The sequence below is a fragment of the Clostridium sp. AF34-10BH genome, from assembly GCF_003478095.1.
GTDB classification, from domain to species: Bacteria; Bacillota; Clostridia; order Lachnospirales; family Lachnospiraceae; genus Acetatifactor; species Acetatifactor acetigignens.
In genome coordinates, this window is record NZ_QUEC01000003.1 from 41325 (window position 1) to 59677 (window position 18353).

Sequence of the window (18353 nt, forward strand, 5' to 3'; positions counted from 1 at the left end):
GCTACATCATCCCTTCCAGCTGTGAGGTTCCGGTGATCTTGCGGTACAGGCGGATCATCACGGAAGTCAGTATCATCAACACCGCAGACAGCGCCGCCGCAAAAGGCTGGTTCCGCCCCTTGGTGATCTGTTCCTGAATCACACTGCCCACCAGCACGATCTTATTGCCGCCCAGGATATCCGCTATGAAAAACAGTCCCATGGACGGAATAAAGGACAGCACCACACCGGACAAAAGTCCCGGCAGCGTCAGCCGGAAGCTGACGGTCCAGAAGGCTTTCCACGCCGAGGCTCCCAGATCTCTGGAGGCTTCCACCAGAGAGGCATCCAGCTTCTCCGCACTGGAATACACCGCCAGGATCATAAAAGGCAGTAGCGAATAAACCATTCCCACTACCACTGCCGGATAAGTGTAGAGCAGCTTCAACGGCTGCTTCGTCAGGTGCAGCCCCATCAGGATCTTATCCAGCACACCGTTGCTGCGGAAGACAATGATCCAGCCGTAGAGGCGGATCAGCGCACTGGTCCAGAACGGGATCATGATGAGCAGCAGCATTCTCCGTTTCCAGACAGCGTTCATTTTCGCCATGAAATAACCGTATGGATACCCGATCAGTGCCACGAAAAAGGTGGCGGTAAACGCCAGCTTCAACGACTGCCAGAAAGTATCCAGATACAGCGGTTCCAATATTCTTTTGTAATTGTCCAGCGTGAACGTAAAGTCCACACCCCAGACCTGTGCTCTCTGCAAAAAGCTCAAAAGGAACAGATACAGGATCGGCAGAGCCACGAACAGAATCGTGAACACATACATAGGGATCATCAGTCCGACATTCCCGCTTCTCCTGCGGCTGTTACTTGTGATTTTCGTCTTTGTCATTATCTATTACCTTTACTGCGTCTTTCGCATCCCAGCCGATCTGCACCTTCTGTCCCGGCTGTAAGTCATTGTCGATTCCATAGCGGCTGGCGGTCAGAGTCTGTCCGTCCGGCAGGCCAAACAGAATGCGCAGCTGCCCTCCGGCAAAGCTTTTTTCCACCACGACAGCCTCCTGTGTGCAGACTGCCTCCCCGTTCATCAGAATGTTTTCCGAGCGGATGGCAAAAGTCTCCCCATTTTTATGCAGAATATTCGCATTTCCCACAAAATCCGCCACATAGCTGGTCTGCGGCTGATAGTACACCTCATTGGGCGTCCCCAGCTGTTCCAGGATGCCTTCGTGCATGACACCGATGCGGTCCGACATATTGATGGCTTCTTCCTGATCGTGAGTGATGTAAATAAACGTGATCCCCAGCTGCTTCTGCAGACGTTTCAGTTCCAGCTGCATCTGCCTGCGCAGCTTCAGATCCAGTGCTCCCAGCGGTTCATCTAACAGCAATACTTTCGGCTCATTGATCACCGCTCTGGCAATGGCAATACGCTGCTTCTGTCCACCGGACAGCTGATCCGGCATCCGTTTTCCATACCCTTCCAGCTGTACCAGACGAAGGGCCTGCTCCACTCTCTCTGCAATCTCTGCCTTGGGAACTTTTCGGATCTTCAATCCATATCCTACGTTGTCCGACACATTCATATGCGGAAACAGGGCATAATTCTGGAACACCGTATTGACATCCCGTTTGTTCGGCTCACGGTTCGTAATGTCCTGTCCTTCCAGGATCACCTGTCCGGCATCCGGCAGTTCCAGCCCCGCAATAATACGCAGCGTCGTGGTCTTGCCGCAGCCAGAAGCTCCCAACAGGGTAATAAATTCTCCCTGTGCCACCTCCAGATCGATGCCTTTTAATACTTCTGTATTGTCAAATGATTTCCGGATCTGCCGAAGTTGTAATATACTTTCGCCCATGCACCGGCTCCTTTCCTCATTTTCGTATATCATTTTTGATACAGATTCTACCGTATTTTTTTATCTCAGTCAATCCTTTATCCCCAGGCAATAAAAACGATAAAAACAGGCTGCCGGCTTCAGAGCCGCCAGAATATCAGGCATTAAAAAATGCCAAGCCACAGGTTTTCATCCTGGGCTCAGCACCATATTTTACAACTCAACAACCCGGTCATTCACCTGTGTAAAGTTGCCTCCGTCCATATTTTTACGTACAAAAGGAACACCCCTGCGCACATAGTATACATTGTCCTGAAGCAGGGCATCCGGATTCTCTGACGGACTGATCGTACCACCGAGATCATCATAGCTGATATTATCGCGGAAGGTATTATGGATTGCCTCCTGCAGACAGAACATCACACATCCGCCCTCATTCTGCCTGCTGTAATTAGATTCATACACCGTTCCGTCCCCGGAATCCGCATCATATGCCATGCCGTCCTGATTGAGTCTGGTGTCTGTGACTTCATTATAGCGAAACAGGGCGTCCTTGCATTTCCAGGGCCAGATCCCGGCTGCCACTTTTCCCATCCGGTCGCCCGGCTCGCAATAGATCCTGTCATTGATCTCGCAAGCCACAGAGTCTGCCATATTATGCTCCACCAGAGGACGCAGGGCATACATCGGCGTGATCCCATCCCCACCGGCCTCTTTTACATAATTATTCCGTATCTGCATATTTTCATGTCCATAGTTCAGAAAAACGGCTTCCGTAAGCTCTGCCCCCCGGAACTTATCATGGGCATAGGTATAGCCTGCTGCAATTCCCCAGCGGCTGACCCGGTGCACGAAGCATCCTTCAATAACGATATCCCGATACCGTGCCACACCCGTCAGTTCCTCACATTCCGGACGGAGCGCTGTCATATAGATCCCACCGTTGTTCATGTGTTTATCGTAGACATTCCCATGGACATCATGGATCCACAGATTCCTAAGTGTGATGCCACTCCGCACCCCTTTGTCCTTAGCCACCACAGCCACACCGGTACGGTTCATTTTCTCACCCAGACTATAACGCTCTCCCGGGATCATGCTGCCTTCATTCGTGATCTCCAGATCCTCGACCACAATATACTCCGCATCGTACAAAAGCACTGCGGAAGATACATAGCCGTGATACACATGCGTAGGTGCATCCAGCGGGGTCCCATAATCCTGATACCAGATGCCCTGTCCGCAGGCATCGATCCGCGGCGGTGCATCTGCTGTACCGTACGCTCCGATCACGATCGGTGCCTCTTTCGTACCGCTGTCTGTCACATGCAGATATTGTCCGTAAAATACACTGCCCCGCTCCAGCAGGACACGGTCTCCCGGCTGCAGGCTTCTTCGATTAATGGCAGACAGACTGGCAAACGCCGTACTGCACGTCCGTCCGTCATTTTCATCACTGCCTGTTCTCTGACTCACATAATATGTCGCGGATAAGCTTGTCATATGCATCCTCCCGTAACCGTTTCTCAATGATCTGTGACACCTCCTCATAGGTAAAATAATCCCCATGATAGCGTCCGAACAGATCTCTGTTCTGTTCGTAAAAATCCCGTTTCTCCTGCTCCGTGAAATCCGGGCAGAAGCCACCTTCCCGGACCTTCTCACACGGCTGCACAAAATCCAGCTTCAGGCGGGTCAGCTCATATTGCAGATACGCCGGTGCGGAAAAATAATGCGGTCCGTAGAACCGCTGTCCTTCCTGTTCCATTCTCCGCAGCTCTTCGTTGTGCTTCTGTCGTCTGGCCTTTAGTCCCTCCATGGAGGGATCCTCGATCAGGCCCATTCTATGCGCCAAAAGGAAGGCTCCCTGAGCCTTCCTGATATGCGCCTGTGTCATAGTTTCCTGTTTTGGCATTTTCTGTTGCATTATTTCACTGCTCCTGTAATTCCATTTGCAAAACTCTTCTGTAAACACAGGAAGATGATCGCTGTAGGAAGTGTACAGATCAATACTCCCAGCATCAGCATACCATAATCCACACTGTATCCACTCTTCAGATTGGCTACTAACATCGGCATGGTGATCGCCTTGCTGTCCTGTAAAATGATCGTCGGCCACAGATAATTGTTCCACGCATTCATAAATGTAACCGTCATCGCCGCTCCATAGGTAGATTTCATCACCGGAATGAACATCCGGAAGAAAATCTGTATTTCGCTCAGACCTTCCAGTCTGGCAGCCTCGATAATATCATGAGGGAAAGAACGTGCCGCCTGTCTGAAAAGCATGATCATAAACGGAGTCGAGATGGATGGCAGTGCCAGTGCGATCCAGGTATTTACCAGCTTCCAGGAGGTAAACATCTTGAACAGGGGGATCATGATCGCTACGAACGGAAGCATCATTGCCAGCAGCAGAATACTCATCAGAATGTCCTTGCCCTTATCATGATAGATCTCAAATCCATAACCGGCAATGGAACAGATCAGCAGTGTCACAACCGTGATCACGATCGCATTGCGGAAGGAATTAAACATTGCAAGTCCGAGATTCTGCATGTCGACCAGGGTCTTGAAATTCTCGATCATATAGGTACCCGGGATCAAGCGTCCTCTTACCACATCAATACTCTGGTTAGTCGCGCCGCACAGCATATAATACAGCGGAAATGCTGACAGAAAACTTGCTATCACTAAGATCGTGTAGGAAATCATTTGTTTGAATTTAGTCACGTTTGTCACCCACCTTCATCTGAATTGCAGACAGAACCGCTACCATCACAAGTATGCATACAGACAACGCTGCCGCATAATTAAATTTCGGTGTCTCCACAAAGGAGATATTGTAGATGTAATGCGCCAATGTCATTGTAGATTTTCCGGGACCGCCTGCTGTCAGGTTCATAGACTCATCGAACAGCTGCAGTGTTCCCGAAGTAGACATGATCGCCGTCATCAGAATGGTCGGCTTTAACAACGGTATCGTGATCTTCATAAACTGCTGGAACGGTGTCGCGCCGTCGATGTAGCTTGCCTCATATACAGAATAATCGATATTCTGTAATCCTGCCAGATAGAATACCATATTATATCCGGTCCATCTCCAGATCAGTGCGATCACGATGACCCAACGCGCCGGCCATGTACTCTGGAACCAGTCCACAGAAGACAGTCCGATGGCCATCAGCACTCTGTTGACCACTCCATCCGGAGCAAACAATGACTTAAATATCATGGAATAAGATACCAGTGACGTTGCACACGGAAGAAAGATCAAAGTGCGGAAAATACCTTTCCCTTTTATCTTAGGATTATTCAGCAGCTGCGCCAGCATCAGTGCGAGCACAAGCATGATCGGTACCTGAATCACAAAATAAAAGAAGGTATTGAACAAGCATTGCTGGAAGGTTTTATCCTTGAAGATCCTGGCATAATTCGCTACACCATTAAAGACTCCTCCTGTCTTCCGGAAAGAAAGAAGGATGGCCTGTGACATCGGATAGAAACAAAATACAAATATTAAAATCGATGCCGGGAGCAGGAATGCCCATCCGGTCAGATTATGCCTTTTTTCCAAACTTAATTTTGCTTTCTTCTTTTCCATGTTTCTCTCCTACAACAGTACCGGGAACGCACTGCTGCACCCCCGGTACTATCCAGTTTCCATACTCTGGTGATTATTCAGCGATATTAAACTCTACGGTATCCTGAGCGTTTTTGATCTCTGTATCGATATCAGCGTTCTTCTGGACAACGTTGGTGATTGCATCTGTCAGTGCGCTTCTGATGTCAGAGTAGTATGCACCGTAGTCAATTCCGGGAACATGTCCGGCGAACTCTACGATATCCTTGTACACTGCCTGACCGCCGTAGAACTCATTGCCCTCATTATAGGTCTCAGACTGTGCTGCGGGCAGGTAACTTGCGATCGCTCCTGCATTTACCAGCAGATCATCGTATAAATCTACATCCGCACCAAAGGTAGCGTTCAGGAAATCAAATGCCAGATCGGTATTTTTGCAGTTAGAAGATACTGCCCAGCTTGCACCACCGCAGTTAGCGTAGTTGGTTGCGCCTTCTACATCATCTAACTTAGGCATATTCACGATTGCCCATTTACCTGCCTGATCCTCTGCTGCCTGAATGGAGGACATGATCCAGCAGCCCTGGATAACGCCTGCAGCAGTACCCTTGTTCATGGAAGCGATATACTGATCCCAGTCGGTATAATCTGCCATGATTCCTTCATCGATCAGCTGCTTATAGGTCTCGATTGCTTTCTTCAGTGCTGCGTTGTCAACCAGTGTCACCTTTCCATCCACCATGGGAGAAGCGCCTGCAGACTGTAACATCTCGATCACAATCTCAGAACCGCCGGAGCAGGTCAGCATGGGAACATCATTCGCAGCCATTACCTTCTTGGACAGCTCCATGAACTCAGACCATGTGGTATCCTTGAAATCTTCTACCTTAAGGCCTGCTGCTTCTACCATATCGGAACGGATCGCCATGATGGTAGCACCATTATCAAAAGGAATACCATAATGTGTTCCATCTACAGTGGAGTCAGCCAGCTTACCCATAGAGAACTGGGAGAAATCAATTCCGCAGTCATCCAGTGCTGTGAAGATTCCGGGATAATTGGTTGCATTTTTGTGGAAGGAATAATCCTGCATCAGGAAGATATCCGGTAATGTGCTGTAATCACCGGCTTCAGCCGCTGTGATCAGAGCAGTCTCGATATCGCTATATACCTTCTCCTGAATGTCTAACTTGAAGTTAGGATGATCCACCTGATATGCCTTCTCTGCCTGCTTCATTGCATAGACATTGAAGTTAGGATCCCAGCACCATACGGTCAGTGTCTCGTCTTCTGCGGAAGCAGTTGTTTCTGCTGCTGCCTCTGTTTCCTTGGATGTCTCGCTGGGTGCTGCGCTCTGCACATCATTGCCGGCAGGCTTGCTGCCACATCCGGTCAGCATGGACATAGCCATTGCCGCTACTAAGAGCACGCTTAATACTTTCTTTTTCATCTTAAATAACCTCCTTATACTTGTAAAGTACTACCTTATAAAATATGAAACGCCTTTTGCCTTCCATAAGTTACCTGTCTTCCATATCGTCCACCCAACGCATTTCGCCGGGTTTCAGATCCAACACATATGCACATTTTCCTTTGATATACAGCTCTGTGTGCTGTGCCTGTGCCGAGTTGTTGATCACTGCGATCTTGCCGGTCTTCTGGAATACCGTTACTTCGGTATCCACATTCGTTACATAGTAACGTTTCATCTCCTGCTCCATGCCGGCTGCATAATAGATTGCCCGAAGCAGAAGTCTGCAGTTCTGGGGAGAATACGGAAGACCTGCAAAATATACGCTGTGTCCTCTGCCATATTCATTGACCACCAGCTGGCTGTATTCCCCATCCATCGCAAGGATCTGATAATGTCCGCCCTGTGCATAGACGCGGCTGGTGCCCTCGCCGAAATCTAAGCTTCCGTCAATATCCTCTAAGATAAAGTGATCGTCATTTTTCTCATTATATTTGTCCGTGCTGAGAGAGAAGCACATCTCGCGGTCTACACCGAGCACATCGGACAATTGGAAATATCTTCCCTGATACTGATAAGCGGTAGGCTCACCCACACCGATGAAGCCGCCTCCCTGATCCACAAAGCGTCTGATATTGGTCAGGACCTTTTCATCGATCCAGTTCTCCGCGCCGCTGAATGCAGTGTACGCATCCCCGACATTAATGATGACCTTGATTTCCTCAGGGATGCCGTTCCTGACATCATCAAAGGAAATGAACTCGACCTCAAAAGGCATTCCGCTTAAGCATTCCAGTACTCCCTCGGCGGAATAAGTTTCCCTGTGCCAGATCGCATGATGTACCTGATTGGACATCCACCTTCTCTGACTGCCCCAACAGTTCAGGATCGCCACCTTGAAAGGTGCCACATAGGAAGCTGTCCCCTGCATATTTTCATGGATCTCCCGAAACTGTGTTACTACATTTTGTATTTCATCAATGAAACCTGGCCAATTACTTGCCAGCTTCAGATAACCGCCATATCCGATCCTGTCCAAAGGAGACCTGAGTAATGCACGCCTTGCTTTACGCCAGTTATCCCTTGCCTCTCCGATCGGGTCACCGCCCTCGCAGAACACATCCGGGAAAAAGTAAGGCAGCAGCCGTCCTTCGGTATAATCCACTCCCTTGATATCAGAGATCATTCGGAGTGTCACACCGCTTCCGACAGAGCCTACCACTGCATCCAGTCCGATGCCTGCGAAATATTTACCGTAGGGCTCTGTTCCGATCCAATGATCTCCAAGGAACATCATCGCTTCCTTGCCATAAGAATGTACAATGTCTACCAGCTCCTTCGCCAGCGCACATACCTCGATCTGCTGGAACTCTATGAAATCCAGGAACTGTTTGCTGGGAACGCGGAACATGCTGTTGTGATATCCCTGATCCACAATGTACTCCGGGCGGAATTTGTAACCTGCCCATTTTTCAAACTGTTCCAGGATATAGGGGCTCACACTTGCGCTGTATCCAAACCACTCTACAAATTTTTCTCGCTTCTTGTCATCGAAGGTCAGTGTAAACTGATGGAAAAAGGTAGTGAAGCGGACCACATCGATATGAGGATTGTCTTCACACCATTTTCTCAGCTTGTCTTTGACATACTGTTTGGTCTTGGGCTGTCTCACATCGTAAGTGAGCTGATGCGGTGTATCCTTCCAGTCATTCGTGATGAAATTGTACATGTGTACCGGATCCCAGATCAAAAATGCCAGAAAGCTTACCGTATACTCATGATAGGGGATCGTACGGATCTCCACTTCACCGGATGCCTCATCAAATTCCCATGCATCCGTCGGCACCACTTCACCGGTCGTTCTGTCGATCACTTCCCACCAACGCTTCGGATCGTCCAGCGTATTGACCTTAAGCTGCTCCGTATGGAAGCCTTCCATCAGTCGGATGCGGAGTGTTTCCCCTCTGGCGGTGATGCGGTTGCTGATCAGGTATTCCTGCTGGATCTCCTCCGGATGCTTCATTGCCCACGCATTATCCTTTCGCGTGGTATAATAAGTTGCATATTTCTTCACCGGCTCTGACAAAAGTGCTTCCGGCATTTCGGTTCCGTCACAGTCTCTTAAAGCGTCTGCACCCAGAAGATTTTTTAAGCGTATCGTTTCGTCAATGATGTCTGCATCGGTCGGCAGCGTCAGTCTTCCTGTCATCGCATGGTTTCCTCCCATCACTTTTGTACTATCTTGCAGCTGATGACTAAAGTATATCGGCTTCCTGACCTGATATCAATTTCTTTGTTGCTTGTTTTGTTATGTTTATTGCTATTTTGTTACTAAAATAGTGGATTTTTTGAAATGATTATGTATAATATGCTTATCCCAATCATACAGTTTTTTATTTTTTCGTCTTTTTTACGAATGTGTTTGTAAAATATTGTTCTTTTTATATATTCATTATAAAAAATGCTGTGAATTTGAAAAAGTGCACAATAAAATAAGATAAAGAAGGTATCTATTTATGAGTAATGAATTTGTCAATATCGGATCGGCAAACAGTTCCCCGGAACATTTCCAGCTTCGTTATATCTCCATCTCCAAATACGAAGGTGACTGGCAGTCCCTTCCGCATACCCACCACTTTTCAGAACTGTTCTATGTCCTGCGGGGCGAGGGCGCCTTCTATATAGAGAACGAAAAGGTGCCTGTGAAGACGGATGATCTGGTCATCATCAATCCCTATGTAGAGCACACGGAAAAAACACTTCCCAACGATCCCATGGAATATATCGTATTCGGTGTGGACGGACTTGCATTTTCTTTTTCCGGTGCAGGGCAGGACAATCCGAAGGGATACAGCTTCTATAGCTACGGCTCTGATAAAAAACAGTTCATCAACTTTGCCCAGCTGATGATGCAGGAATTCCGCGACAAACTTCCCGGCTTTGAACAGGTGTGCCACGGACTGCTCCAAGTGCTTCTGGTATATATTTCCCGGAAGCAGAATCTGTCCGTCATCTCTGACTCCTCCTTCCAGTTGTCCAAGGAATGTGCTCTGGCGAAGCGTTATATCGATTCCAACTATTCCCAGAACATTACACTGGATTCCCTGGCGGAGATCACACATATCAACAAATTCTATCTGGCACACTCCTTTACCGAATGTGTCGGACAGTCTCCGATCAATTACCTGACAGACCGGAGGCTGGAAGCCTGCAAGGGGCTTCTGGTGTCCTCCAATCTGTCGGTAGCTCAGGTAGCCACCAGCGTCGGCTTTTCTTCGCAGTCTTATTTCTCGCAGATCTTCCGTAAAAAGACCGGCATGACACCGCGCCAGTACCGGAGCCGGTATGCCAGAAAATAATGTGTACACTCATAAAAGACCTCACTGCCGGCGCATCTGCCGACTGTGAGGTCTTTTATAATGGACATTTATTCACTTATTTGATCCAGCCCCAGCATAATCCCAGATATTCCACCAGAAAATACATCCCCCGCAGCCATATCAGCACGGCACAGCCATAGAACATCCAGACATTTTCTTTCTGCCTGTCTGCGATTTTCCCTGCCATGGATAAAATCGCACAAATCAACAAAACCATCGTTCCGAAAGCCGCCCGGTCCGGATAGTGTGGGGACAGGATCATGGCACCCCAGGACAACAGTGCCCCCAGCAATAACAGCACTGTATTTCTGCCCAGGTTTTCTTTCAGAATGCCTTTGCAGACGATCAGTGCAAATACCGTAAGCAGCAGGGCAGGGAACAGATACTCCATAACTCCCTTCGCTTCTGCGTAGCAGCGCAGATACATTCTCCACAGCAGGCTGTAGGCTTCTTCCCCCGTCTCCCCGCTGCGGACAAAATTGCCCGGTGCAGCGATCATCAGAATGGTTCCCGCCAGGCAGCTGATGTTTCCCAGATACATCCACACCGGAGCTTTTTTGTGCTCTCTGTGTCTTAACAGGATCACCAGAAGACTCAGGAGCCATACCGCAGGCCCCATATTCTCATTGCTCCAGCCTGCGATCAGTCCCAGTGGAAGGATCCAGATAACGATCCCCGGCAGATTTTTCTCCTCATATTTCAGATAGCAGAACAAAAATGCCAGCAGAAAACCCGCCATATACAGATAATTCGCTGCTCCGGCTTCCCAGAACATACTCATTTTCCAGTTGGCATTCAGCCCCAGGATCATCCCCAACGCTGCAAACCAGTACGGGAGCTTACGTCTGTCTGCTATCATGCAGGCCAACCATCCCAACAGCAGTGTCATTCCTGTATTCAGGATATCCGCCCAGTGTTCTCCGGCCAGCAGGATCAGCTGCAGCAGTGCATGCGCCATGCTTCTGCCGCCCCAGTTAAAATAATGCCAGATCTGCGCACGGATAATGTCACTGAGATTCCGGATCGGTGTATCCGCATACAATACCGTCGAATACCACTCATCATCCATCATAAATTCGATCTCATAGTTGACGCGCCACACGATCAGTGCTGTCAATGCGATCAGTACCGGGCTGATCCACCGGATTGCTTTTTTCTGCTTTTCCTGCATATATCTGCTCCATTCCTCTTATGGCAAAGAACGGCTGCCTATAACTGAATCTTTTTCAGACGATCCACTGCCTCCACGGTATTCTCATAGCTTCCGAAAGCCGTCAGACGGAAATAATGCTCTCCGCTGGGTCCGAAACCGGATCCGGGCGTACCCACCACGTTGACATTCTCCAGAAGGTAATCGAAGAACTCCCAGCTGGTCATGCCGTTAGGCGCTTTCAGCCAGATATAGGGAGCGTTCACACCGCCGGATACCGTGAAGCCCGCTTCCTGCAAGCCCTTCAGGATATACTGTGCGTTGTTCATGTAATAAGCAACCTGCTCCTTCAGCTGTGCCTTGCCTGCTGCAGAGTATACTGCCTCACCGGCGCGCTGTACGATATAGGGTGCTCCATTGTATTTGGTGCCGTGTCTTCTTGCCCACAGTGCATGGAGGCTCACATCCCCGCTCTTTAAATCCTTGGGGATCACGGTAAAGCCCAGACGTACTCCGGTAAAGCCGGCATTCTTGGAGAAGGAACGGAACTCGATAGCACAGGTTCTGGCTCCTTCACATTCATAGATACTGTGAGGCACATCCGGTTCGGAAATATATGCTTCGTATGCCGCATCATAGAGAATGACAGCGCCTACCTTATTGGCATAGTCCACCCACTCCTGCAGCTGCGCCTTGGTAATGGTGGCACCGGTAGGATTATTGGGGAAGCACAGATAGATCAGATCCGGGGTCTCCTTCGGCAGTTCCGGTGCAAAACCGTTCTCTGCCAGACAGGGCATATAGATCACATCACTCCAGGTCTCGGACTTCGGATCGTAAGTGCCGGTTCTGCCCGCCATAACATTAGAATCTACGTATACGGGGTAAACGGGGTCACATACTGCAATCTTGTTGTCCAGACTGAAGATTTCCTGAATATTGCCGCAGTCACATTTTGCTCCGTCCGATACAAAGATCTCGTCCGGTGCAATGTCACAGCCTCTTGCCTTATAATCATTCTCTGCAATGGCATTGCGCAGGAATTCATAACCAAGGTCGGGAGCGTAACCATGAAAAGTCTCCGCTTTTCCCATCTCATCCACTGCACCGTGCAGCGCATCAATGATAGCGGGTGCCAAAGGCTGTGTCACGTCACCGATGCCCAGACGGATGATCTTCTTGTCCGGGTGTGCTGCGGAATACGCACTTACCTTTTTGCCGATGGTGGAAAATAAATAGCTTCCGGGAAGTTTTAAATAGTTGTCGTTTACTTTAAACATAGTACGTTCTCCTCTCTATTATCCCTGGTGCAGTATTGCTGTCACCTTGCTGGCTTAAATAAGCAATTTTTCCGCACTACGTGCTCTCAAAATTGCAACGAACATTCGTAATCCGGGCTGATCGCCCTACTTACTTATGTTCGTTTACTCCTCTCATAGAAACACGTCTTTGTCTGCAAGCAGCCACGTCGTGTTTCTATGGAGGTGTTTATTCTATCAGATGGAGTACGGGTCCACTTCACCTTCAAATACGATCTTCGCAGGACCGGTCATGTAGACCAGATTCTCCTTGCGGTCCCATTTGATGTGCAGTTCACCGCCTAATAGTTTAACAGTTATTTCCTCGTCCGTCAAACCATTTAGTACACAAGCCACCGCCGTGGCGCAACATCCGGTACCACAGGCAAGGGTCTCCCCGGTGCCTCTCTCCCAGACGCGCATAAACACATTTTTCCGATCCAGAATCTCTACGAATTCGGTATTGGTCCGGTTAGGAAAACAGGTATGATGCTCAAACTTCGGGCCGATCTTCTCAATGTCAAGATCCTTTACCCCTTCCATAAATACGATGGCATGGGGATTGCCCATGGATACACATGTCATGTGGTATTCCGTGTCGTCTACCATGATGGGAGCATTCACTACCGCCGGTCCGTCTGCCGTCTCCTGTGTGGCTTCCACTGTTACCGGCACCTCTGCCGGAGCAAGGATGGGATTTCCCATGTTCACCTGTACCAGCGTCACCTGTCCTCTGTCCGTGGCGGTCTTTCCCTCCACGGTGAGTTTCAGATATTTTATTTTGCCGGCGCTGACGATGGTAATGTCCTTCTTGTCCGTCAGTCCCTTGTCGTAGACATATTTTGCCACGCAGCGGATGCCGTTGCCGCACATCTCCGAACGGCTGCCGTCCGCATTGTACATTTCCATCTCAAAATCCGCTTCTTCCGCCGGATTGATAAAGATCACACCGTCGCCGCCGATTCCGAAATGTCTGTCACTTAAGCTTCTTACGATCTCCGGCTTCTCTTCCGGTGAAAGCTTCTCCGTAAAGCCGTTGACATATACATAATCGTTGCCGCAGCCCTGCATTTTTGTAAATTTCATGGATTGCTGTTCCTCCTGTTGTTCTCTTTCACATATCCTGTCTGTAACGCCCGGATCCCTGTAATCATTTCCGGGCCGTCCTGCTTACTCCGTCATCATGGACAATACCATCTGTGCCGTCTCCACCAGATTGGTACCACTGTCCATACTGGTCTTCTGAAGGTAGCGGTGGGCTTCTTCTTCCGTCATATGATTTCGTGCCATCAGTAATTCCTTGGCATCCTTGATTGCTTTTTCATCCGCTGCATTCCGCACTTTCGGCTGCATACGGCGTTTTCTTCTGCGGCGTTCCACACCTTCCACCATCAGGTTCACGGTATTGATCAGGTCCTGTACCTTTAACGGCATGGAAAGACATACAATGCCATTGCCATAGCATTCACTGATCAGATTCTGGGATGCCATCAGCAGCATCTCGAAACCTTCCGGCAGATCTTCATGTAGTTCTGTGTATATCATGTCCGCCAGCTTGTAGCTGCAGATCACAATACCGTCGTTCAGACCGTCCGCCTGACTGATAGCCTGAGTGCCTGTGGTACAGATACCCGTGACCTGAAAGCCACTGCGCACCAGAATATTCTTGACGCCTTTGGCTTCCTCCAGCTTCGGCAGTACAACAATAATGTTCGTCATCGGCCCACCTCCTTTCTTCTGTGTTTTTGATTCATCTTGTAACTATTCCACCCCTCGCATTCGCAAAACCACACGCTTCTATGCAGCTAGTTTTGCTCATGTACGTGGCGGTGACTCCATTCGAGTCACTTTACGAAGAATAGTCACTCCATTATTACAAAAGAAAGGAATATTTTAATACTTGTACAGATACTCCTGAATCTCCCACTCGGATACCTGAGAACGGTACTCATGCCACTCTTTCCGCTTGGCATCGATGTATTTTCCGGCAATATGATCTCCAAGCACTTTCTGAATGAAAGTATCCTTCTCCAGTTCCTCCACTGCCTCCAGAAGTGTGCCGGGCAGCTGATCGATATGCAATTCCTCACGTTCTTTTTCTGACAGGGCAAAAATATTGGCATTGATGCTCTGAGGCGGCTCTATTTTCTCCCGGATGCCCTCTAATCCTGCACTCAGGCAGACTGCCAGTGTCAGATAAGGGTTAGCAGCAGAATCGGGACTACGCAGCTCGATACGGGTGCCCTCTCCGTCTGCAGCAGCCGGAATACGGATTAAGGGGCTGCGGTTCGTCGTGCTCCATGCAATGTAGACCGGTGCCTCGAAACCGGGTACCAGACGCTTGTAGGAATTCACCAGCGGATTCGTAATGGCTGCCATTCCTTTGATATGTCTCATGATACCGCCGATGAAATAGTAAGCCTCTTCGCTCAGACCATTGGGATCGGAAGCATCCTGGAAAATGTTTTTTCCATCCTTCTGCAAGGACATATTGATGTGCATGCCGGAACCGTTGACACCGAACTTGGGCTTCGGCATAAAAGTAGCGTGCAATCCATGACGTCTCGCAATGGTGCGTACGGCCATCTTGAAGGTCATGATATTGTCTGCGGTATGTAATACCTCATCGTATCTGAAATCAATCTCATGCTGGGCCGGAGCCATCTCATGGTGGGATGCCTCGATGACAAAGCCCATATCCTCCAGATTCATGACAATGTCACGGCGGGCATTCTCACCGAAGTCCAGAGGTCCGATATCAAAATACCCTGCCTGCTCATGGGTGTTGGTGGTAGGCATGGTATTTTCGTCCGTATTAAATAAGAAAAATTCACACTCGGGGCCTACCTCAAAAGTATATCCCATGTCCTCTGCCTGCTGCACCGCACGCTTTAACACATAACGGGGATCCCCCTCGAAAGGCTGTCCGTTGGGACGATATACATCGCAGATCATACGGGCCACTTTGCCCTGCTGGGGTCTCCAGGGGAATATCTCCAGTGTCGACAGATCCGGATACAGATACATGTCGGATTCTTCAATCCGTGCAAAACCGTCAATAGCCGAACCGTCAAACATACATTTATTGCTCAATACGCGGTCCAGCTGGCTGGCTGTCACCGCAATATTTTTCAGATTGCCGAACAGATCCGTGAACTGCAGACGGATAAATTCCACATCCTCTTCTTCCACAAGACGGATGATGTCTTCCTTGGTATAATTATTCATCGTTACCCTCGTTTCTGCGCCGCCTGTCTGCTCCTTTTCCACGGGGCGGACGCATCCGTGAAAAATACTTGTCTTAACTATAGCAATGCCTGTTTTGTCTTGTCAATGTGAAGTTCTCCTTATTTGCTGTACTATGAGTACCGGCCTCCGCATACTATTTATAAAGATCATCCCATCATTCCAAGGAGACTTAAGAATGAGTGCAAATACAAAGATCGTTGTCCTTCGCAGAAAAGAGCTGCTGTATACCGGAATCTTCGCTGCGCTGGGAGTGCTGTTCGTCATATTACTGTTAATGTTATTGCTGCCCGGAAAAGCTGCGGATACCTCCGGGGCACCGGATTCCCCTGACAGTACTGCCGAGACCGTTATGCCGGACAATGTGGCGGATCTCGGACGTATCCCGCAATCCGCACAGACGGAGGATGTCTCCACCGGGGCCGTTGCCGATACCGATGCTGTTCTGGATAATGCTTCCGGGCCTGTCGGTACTGATAATACATATATCCCGGGGATCTACACCACGGAGCTGATCCTCGGCAGCGAGACCGTGAATGTAGAGGTCATCGTAAACGACCACGCCATCACATCTTTAAGCCTGGCAGATCCCGATGAGACCCTGACCACCATGTATCCACTGCTGGAGCCCACCATGGATTCCCTGAGTGAGCAGATCTGCGAGACGCAGGATCTGAGTCAGGTGACGTATTCTGCGGAGACCAGATATACTTCCCTGGTGCTGCTGGAGGCTGTTAAGGCTTCACTGGAAAAGGCAAAGCCCAGTGCCACGCCGGAAGCAACCTCCACCCCGGCAGCTTCCCCGGAGAATTCTGCAGCCACTTCACCGGAAACGGATGGGAAAACCGCGGAACCTACGAAGATGCCGACAGCGGATATCAATCCGGCAGCATAAACACTTAGAAGCTTTGGCACACTACATCCACTGTACACAAAAATAAATGCTGACGCAAAAAAGGGCGCATGCCTCCCGGCATGCACCCCGTTGTGCGTTTTATTGTAATATTTTGTTTGCAACACTGAGTTTATTTTATACTATTTGTGGGGGAGATGCAAGGGAAAATTATTTCTCTTATTTGTATATATTGCAACATTTTCATTAAAAGTATTTTTGTTCAAATTAATTTTAATAAAATGCTTTTGAATAAATCTAAGTACAAGGTTTTCCTTGCCATTTTCGTATATATGTCCCATAATATTTTTATCAACATACAAAGGGTTTTCCCGCCTCAACACGGAGATTTCCATGAACATTTTATTTTACGATATGGGAAGTTACACGTATCAGGATACGCTGTATTATCTGAAGCAGCTTGGCCATACCTGCAAAACGTTATATTACCACTTCCCCAATAAATTCCATGACGATTTTTTCTGTGACCGCTTTGAGAAGCAATTGCAGTCCGATTCCTACGATGCCGTCATGAGCATTAACTTCTTCCCACTGGTCGCAACGCTGTGCCATGCGCATCAGATTCCCTATCTGGCATGGTGCTATGACAGTCCGCTGGAAGAAAAATTGGAAGAGTACTTCTCCTACGATACGAATCGCATTTTCCTGTTCGACCGTATCGAAGCCGAGCATTATCAAAGCCTCGGATATTCCCGGGTGTATCACCTGCCCCTGGCCGTCAATACGGACCGGTTGGACAGACTGCAGTTTTCCCCTGCACAGATGCAAAAGCACCGCTGTGATGTCTCCTTTATCGGCCAGCTGTACGAATCTCCCCTGCAGGTACTTCTGTATTCTGCGGACGATTATATCAAAGGTTACATCGAGGGAATCCTCCAGGCTCAGCTGCGGGTATACGGGTATTATTTTATTGATGAATTGATCACGGACGAGCTGTTGGATTCCGTGAATCAGTCTTTCCGGAAAATAGGGCAGACTTCCCTGACCTTGAACCGCAGAGGATTATCCTTTGCCATAGCCTCAGAGATCACGAACCTGGAACGGTGTTTCCTGCTGGAGCAGATGGGCGAATTGTTCAACACCCACTTCTATACTACGAAACCGCATTCCCTCAGTGACCATGTCATCTCCCTGGGTCCGGTAAAATATATGGAAGAAATGCCCTGTGTCTTCCGCTACAGCAAGCTGAACCTGAACCCCACACTGAAAAGCATCCAGTCCGGTATTCCCCTGCGTGCCCTGGATATCATGGGAGCGAAAGGTGTGCTCCTGTCCAACTTCCAACCGGAACTCGTAGAATATTTCGAGGACGGTCAGGATCTCATCCTCTACAGCAGCATGGAAGAAGCTGTGGAGAAGGCTGCGTATTACCTGGAGCATGACGATATCCGGGAGCAGATTGCACAAAATGGGTATGAGAAGATAAAAGAATACTTCACCTATCCTGATCGTATTCAAAAAATGCTGGCGACTATTTAAAACC

At 48.9% G+C, this 18353-nt stretch carries 16 protein-coding genes; 3 read left to right on the top strand and 13 right to left on the bottom strand.

Going from position 1 to position 18353, the window contains the following annotated elements:
* Nucleotide 1: 1 nt before the first annotated feature.
* From DWZ61_RS03315 to gnpA, 8 genes are all read right to left on the bottom strand, one after another.
* The gene (locus DWZ61_RS03315; RefSeq protein ID WP_118537386.1) at nt 2–880 is read right to left on the bottom strand and encodes an ABC transporter permease; all 879 of its coding nucleotides are present in this window, start codon (nt 878–880) and stop codon (nt 2–4) included.
* Nucleotides 855–1850, bottom strand: coding sequence for an ABC transporter ATP-binding protein (locus DWZ61_RS03320; protein ID WP_118537387.1), 996 nt, complete (start codon nt 1848–1850; stop codon nt 855–857). Before DWZ61_RS03320 ends, DWZ61_RS03315 begins: the two co-directional genes overlap by 26 nt.
* A gap of 192 nt (nt 1851–2042) precedes the next feature.
* Nucleotides 2043–3332, bottom strand: coding sequence for a right-handed parallel beta-helix repeat-containing protein (locus tag DWZ61_RS03325; protein WP_118537388.1), 1290 nt, complete (start codon nt 3330–3332; stop codon nt 2043–2045).
* The gene (locus DWZ61_RS03330) at nt 3283–3756 is read right to left on the bottom strand and encodes a hypothetical protein (protein ID WP_243026338.1); all 474 of its coding nucleotides are present in this window, start codon (nt 3754–3756) and stop codon (nt 3283–3285) included. The genes DWZ61_RS03325 and DWZ61_RS03330 overlap by 50 nt, the downstream gene beginning before the upstream one ends.
* A complete protein-coding gene (locus tag DWZ61_RS03335; RefSeq protein ID WP_022312863.1) occupies nt 3756–4562 on the bottom strand; it encodes a carbohydrate ABC transporter permease in 807 nt (268 codons plus the stop codon). Before DWZ61_RS03335 ends, DWZ61_RS03330 begins: the two co-directional genes overlap by 1 nt.
* Nucleotides 4555–5433, bottom strand: a complete 879-nt coding sequence (locus DWZ61_RS03340; RefSeq protein ID WP_022153577.1) for a sugar ABC transporter permease — start codon at nt 5431–5433, stop codon at nt 4555–4557. The genes DWZ61_RS03335 and DWZ61_RS03340 overlap by 8 nt, the downstream gene beginning before the upstream one ends.
* A gap of 73 nt (nt 5434–5506) precedes the next feature.
* The gene (locus DWZ61_RS03345; protein ID WP_118537389.1) at nt 5507–6862 is read right to left on the bottom strand and encodes an ABC transporter substrate-binding protein; all 1356 of its coding nucleotides are present in this window, start codon (nt 6860–6862) and stop codon (nt 5507–5509) included.
* Between the two features lie 70 nt (nt 6863–6932).
* Entirely contained in the window at nt 6933–9110 is a 2178-nt protein-coding gene (gene gnpA / locus DWZ61_RS03350; RefSeq protein WP_118537390.1) for a 1,3-beta-galactosyl-N-acetylhexosamine phosphorylase, read from the bottom strand.
* 289 nt (nt 9111–9399) lie between these two features.
* Between gnpA and DWZ61_RS03355 the strand changes: the two genes are divergently transcribed.
* Nucleotides 9400–10242 carry an AraC family transcriptional regulator gene (locus DWZ61_RS03355; protein ID WP_118537391.1) on the top strand — a complete coding sequence of 281 codons (843 nt, stop codon included), beginning with the start codon at nt 9400–9402 and terminating at the stop codon, nt 10240–10242.
* A 76-nt stretch (nt 10243–10318) separates the two neighbouring features.
* Here DWZ61_RS03355 and DWZ61_RS03360 read toward each other — a convergent pair whose 3' ends face one another.
* The 5 genes from DWZ61_RS03360 to glnA form a co-directional block, all read right to left on the bottom strand.
* Nucleotides 10319–11434, bottom strand: a complete 1116-nt coding sequence (locus DWZ61_RS03360) for a DUF6056 family protein (RefSeq protein ID WP_118537392.1) — start codon at nt 11432–11434, stop codon at nt 10319–10321.
* Between the two features lie 38 nt (nt 11435–11472).
* Nucleotides 11473–12693, bottom strand: a complete 1221-nt coding sequence (locus tag DWZ61_RS03365; RefSeq protein WP_022312868.1) for an LL-diaminopimelate aminotransferase — start codon at nt 12691–12693, stop codon at nt 11473–11475.
* Between the two features lie 216 nt (nt 12694–12909).
* Nucleotides 12910–13797: a diaminopimelate epimerase gene (dapF, locus tag DWZ61_RS03370; RefSeq protein ID WP_118537393.1), complete on the bottom strand. Its 888-nt coding sequence runs from the start codon at nt 13795–13797 to the stop codon at nt 12910–12912.
* 84 nt (nt 13798–13881) lie between these two features.
* Nucleotides 13882–14430, bottom strand: coding sequence for an ANTAR domain-containing protein (locus tag DWZ61_RS03375; RefSeq protein ID WP_022312869.1), 549 nt, complete (start codon nt 14428–14430; stop codon nt 13882–13884).
* A gap of 174 nt (nt 14431–14604) precedes the next feature.
* Nucleotides 14605–15939: a type I glutamate--ammonia ligase gene (gene glnA / locus DWZ61_RS03380; RefSeq protein ID WP_118537509.1), complete on the bottom strand. Its 1335-nt coding sequence runs from the start codon at nt 15937–15939 to the stop codon at nt 14605–14607.
* A 196-nt stretch (nt 15940–16135) separates the two neighbouring features.
* Here glnA and DWZ61_RS03385 point away from each other — a divergent pair, with 196 nt between their 5' ends.
* Together DWZ61_RS03385 and DWZ61_RS03395 are read left to right on the top strand one after the other, a co-directional pair.
* A complete protein-coding gene (locus tag DWZ61_RS03385) occupies nt 16136–16852 on the top strand; it encodes a hypothetical protein (RefSeq protein WP_118537394.1) in 717 nt (238 codons plus the stop codon).
* A gap of 351 nt (nt 16853–17203) precedes the next feature.
* Nucleotides 17204–18349 carry a DUF3880 domain-containing protein gene (locus DWZ61_RS03395; protein WP_118537395.1) on the top strand — a complete coding sequence of 382 codons (1146 nt, stop codon included), beginning with the start codon at nt 17204–17206 and terminating at the stop codon, nt 18347–18349.
* Nucleotides 18350–18353 lie beyond the last annotated feature (4 nt).

Excerpts from the sequence above, each read along its gene's own strand:
- DWZ61_RS03375 (WP_022312869.1), bottom strand. The coding sequence starts at position 14,430 with ATGACGAACATTATTGTTGTACTGCCGAAGCTGGAGGAAGCCAAAGGC.
- DWZ61_RS03355 (WP_118537391.1), top strand. The coding sequence starts at position 9,400 with ATGAGTAATGAATTTGTCAATATCGGATCGGCAAACAGTTCCCCGGAA.
- DWZ61_RS03325 (WP_118537388.1), bottom strand. The coding sequence starts at position 3,332 with ATGACAAGCTTATCCGCGACATATTATGTGAGTCAGAGAACAGGCAGT.
- DWZ61_RS03330 (WP_243026338.1), bottom strand. The coding sequence starts at position 3,756 with ATGCAACAGAAAATGCCAAAACAGGAAACTATGACACAGGCGCATATC.
- gnpA (WP_118537390.1), bottom strand. The coding sequence starts at position 9,110 with ATGGGAGGAAACCATGCGATGACAGGAAGACTGACGCTGCCGACCGAT.
- DWZ61_RS03365 (WP_022312868.1), bottom strand. The coding sequence starts at position 12,693 with ATGTTTAAAGTAAACGACAACTATTTAAAACTTCCCGGAAGCTATTTA.
- dapF (WP_118537393.1), bottom strand. The coding sequence starts at position 13,797 with ATGAAATTTACAAAAATGCAGGGCTGCGGCAACGATTATGTATATGTC.
- DWZ61_RS03315 (WP_118537386.1), bottom strand. The coding sequence starts at position 880 with ATGACAAAGACGAAAATCACAAGTAACAGCCGCAGGAGAAGCGGGAAT.
- DWZ61_RS03340 (WP_022153577.1), bottom strand. The coding sequence starts at position 5,433 with ATGGAAAAGAAGAAAGCAAAATTAAGTTTGGAAAAAAGGCATAATCTG.
- DWZ61_RS03345 (WP_118537389.1), bottom strand. The coding sequence starts at position 6,862 with ATGAAAAAGAAAGTATTAAGCGTGCTCTTAGTAGCGGCAATGGCTATG.
- DWZ61_RS03395 (WP_118537395.1), top strand. The coding sequence starts at position 17,204 with ATGAACATTTTATTTTACGATATGGGAAGTTACACGTATCAGGATACG.
- DWZ61_RS03320 (WP_118537387.1), bottom strand. The coding sequence starts at position 1,850 with ATGGGCGAAAGTATATTACAACTTCGGCAGATCCGGAAATCATTTGAC.
- glnA (WP_118537509.1), bottom strand. The coding sequence starts at position 15,939 with ATGAATAATTATACCAAGGAAGACATCATCCGTCTTGTGGAAGAAGAG.
- DWZ61_RS03360 (WP_118537392.1), bottom strand. The coding sequence starts at position 11,434 with ATGCAGGAAAAGCAGAAAAAAGCAATCCGGTGGATCAGCCCGGTACTG.
- DWZ61_RS03385 (WP_118537394.1), top strand. The coding sequence starts at position 16,136 with ATGAGTGCAAATACAAAGATCGTTGTCCTTCGCAGAAAAGAGCTGCTG.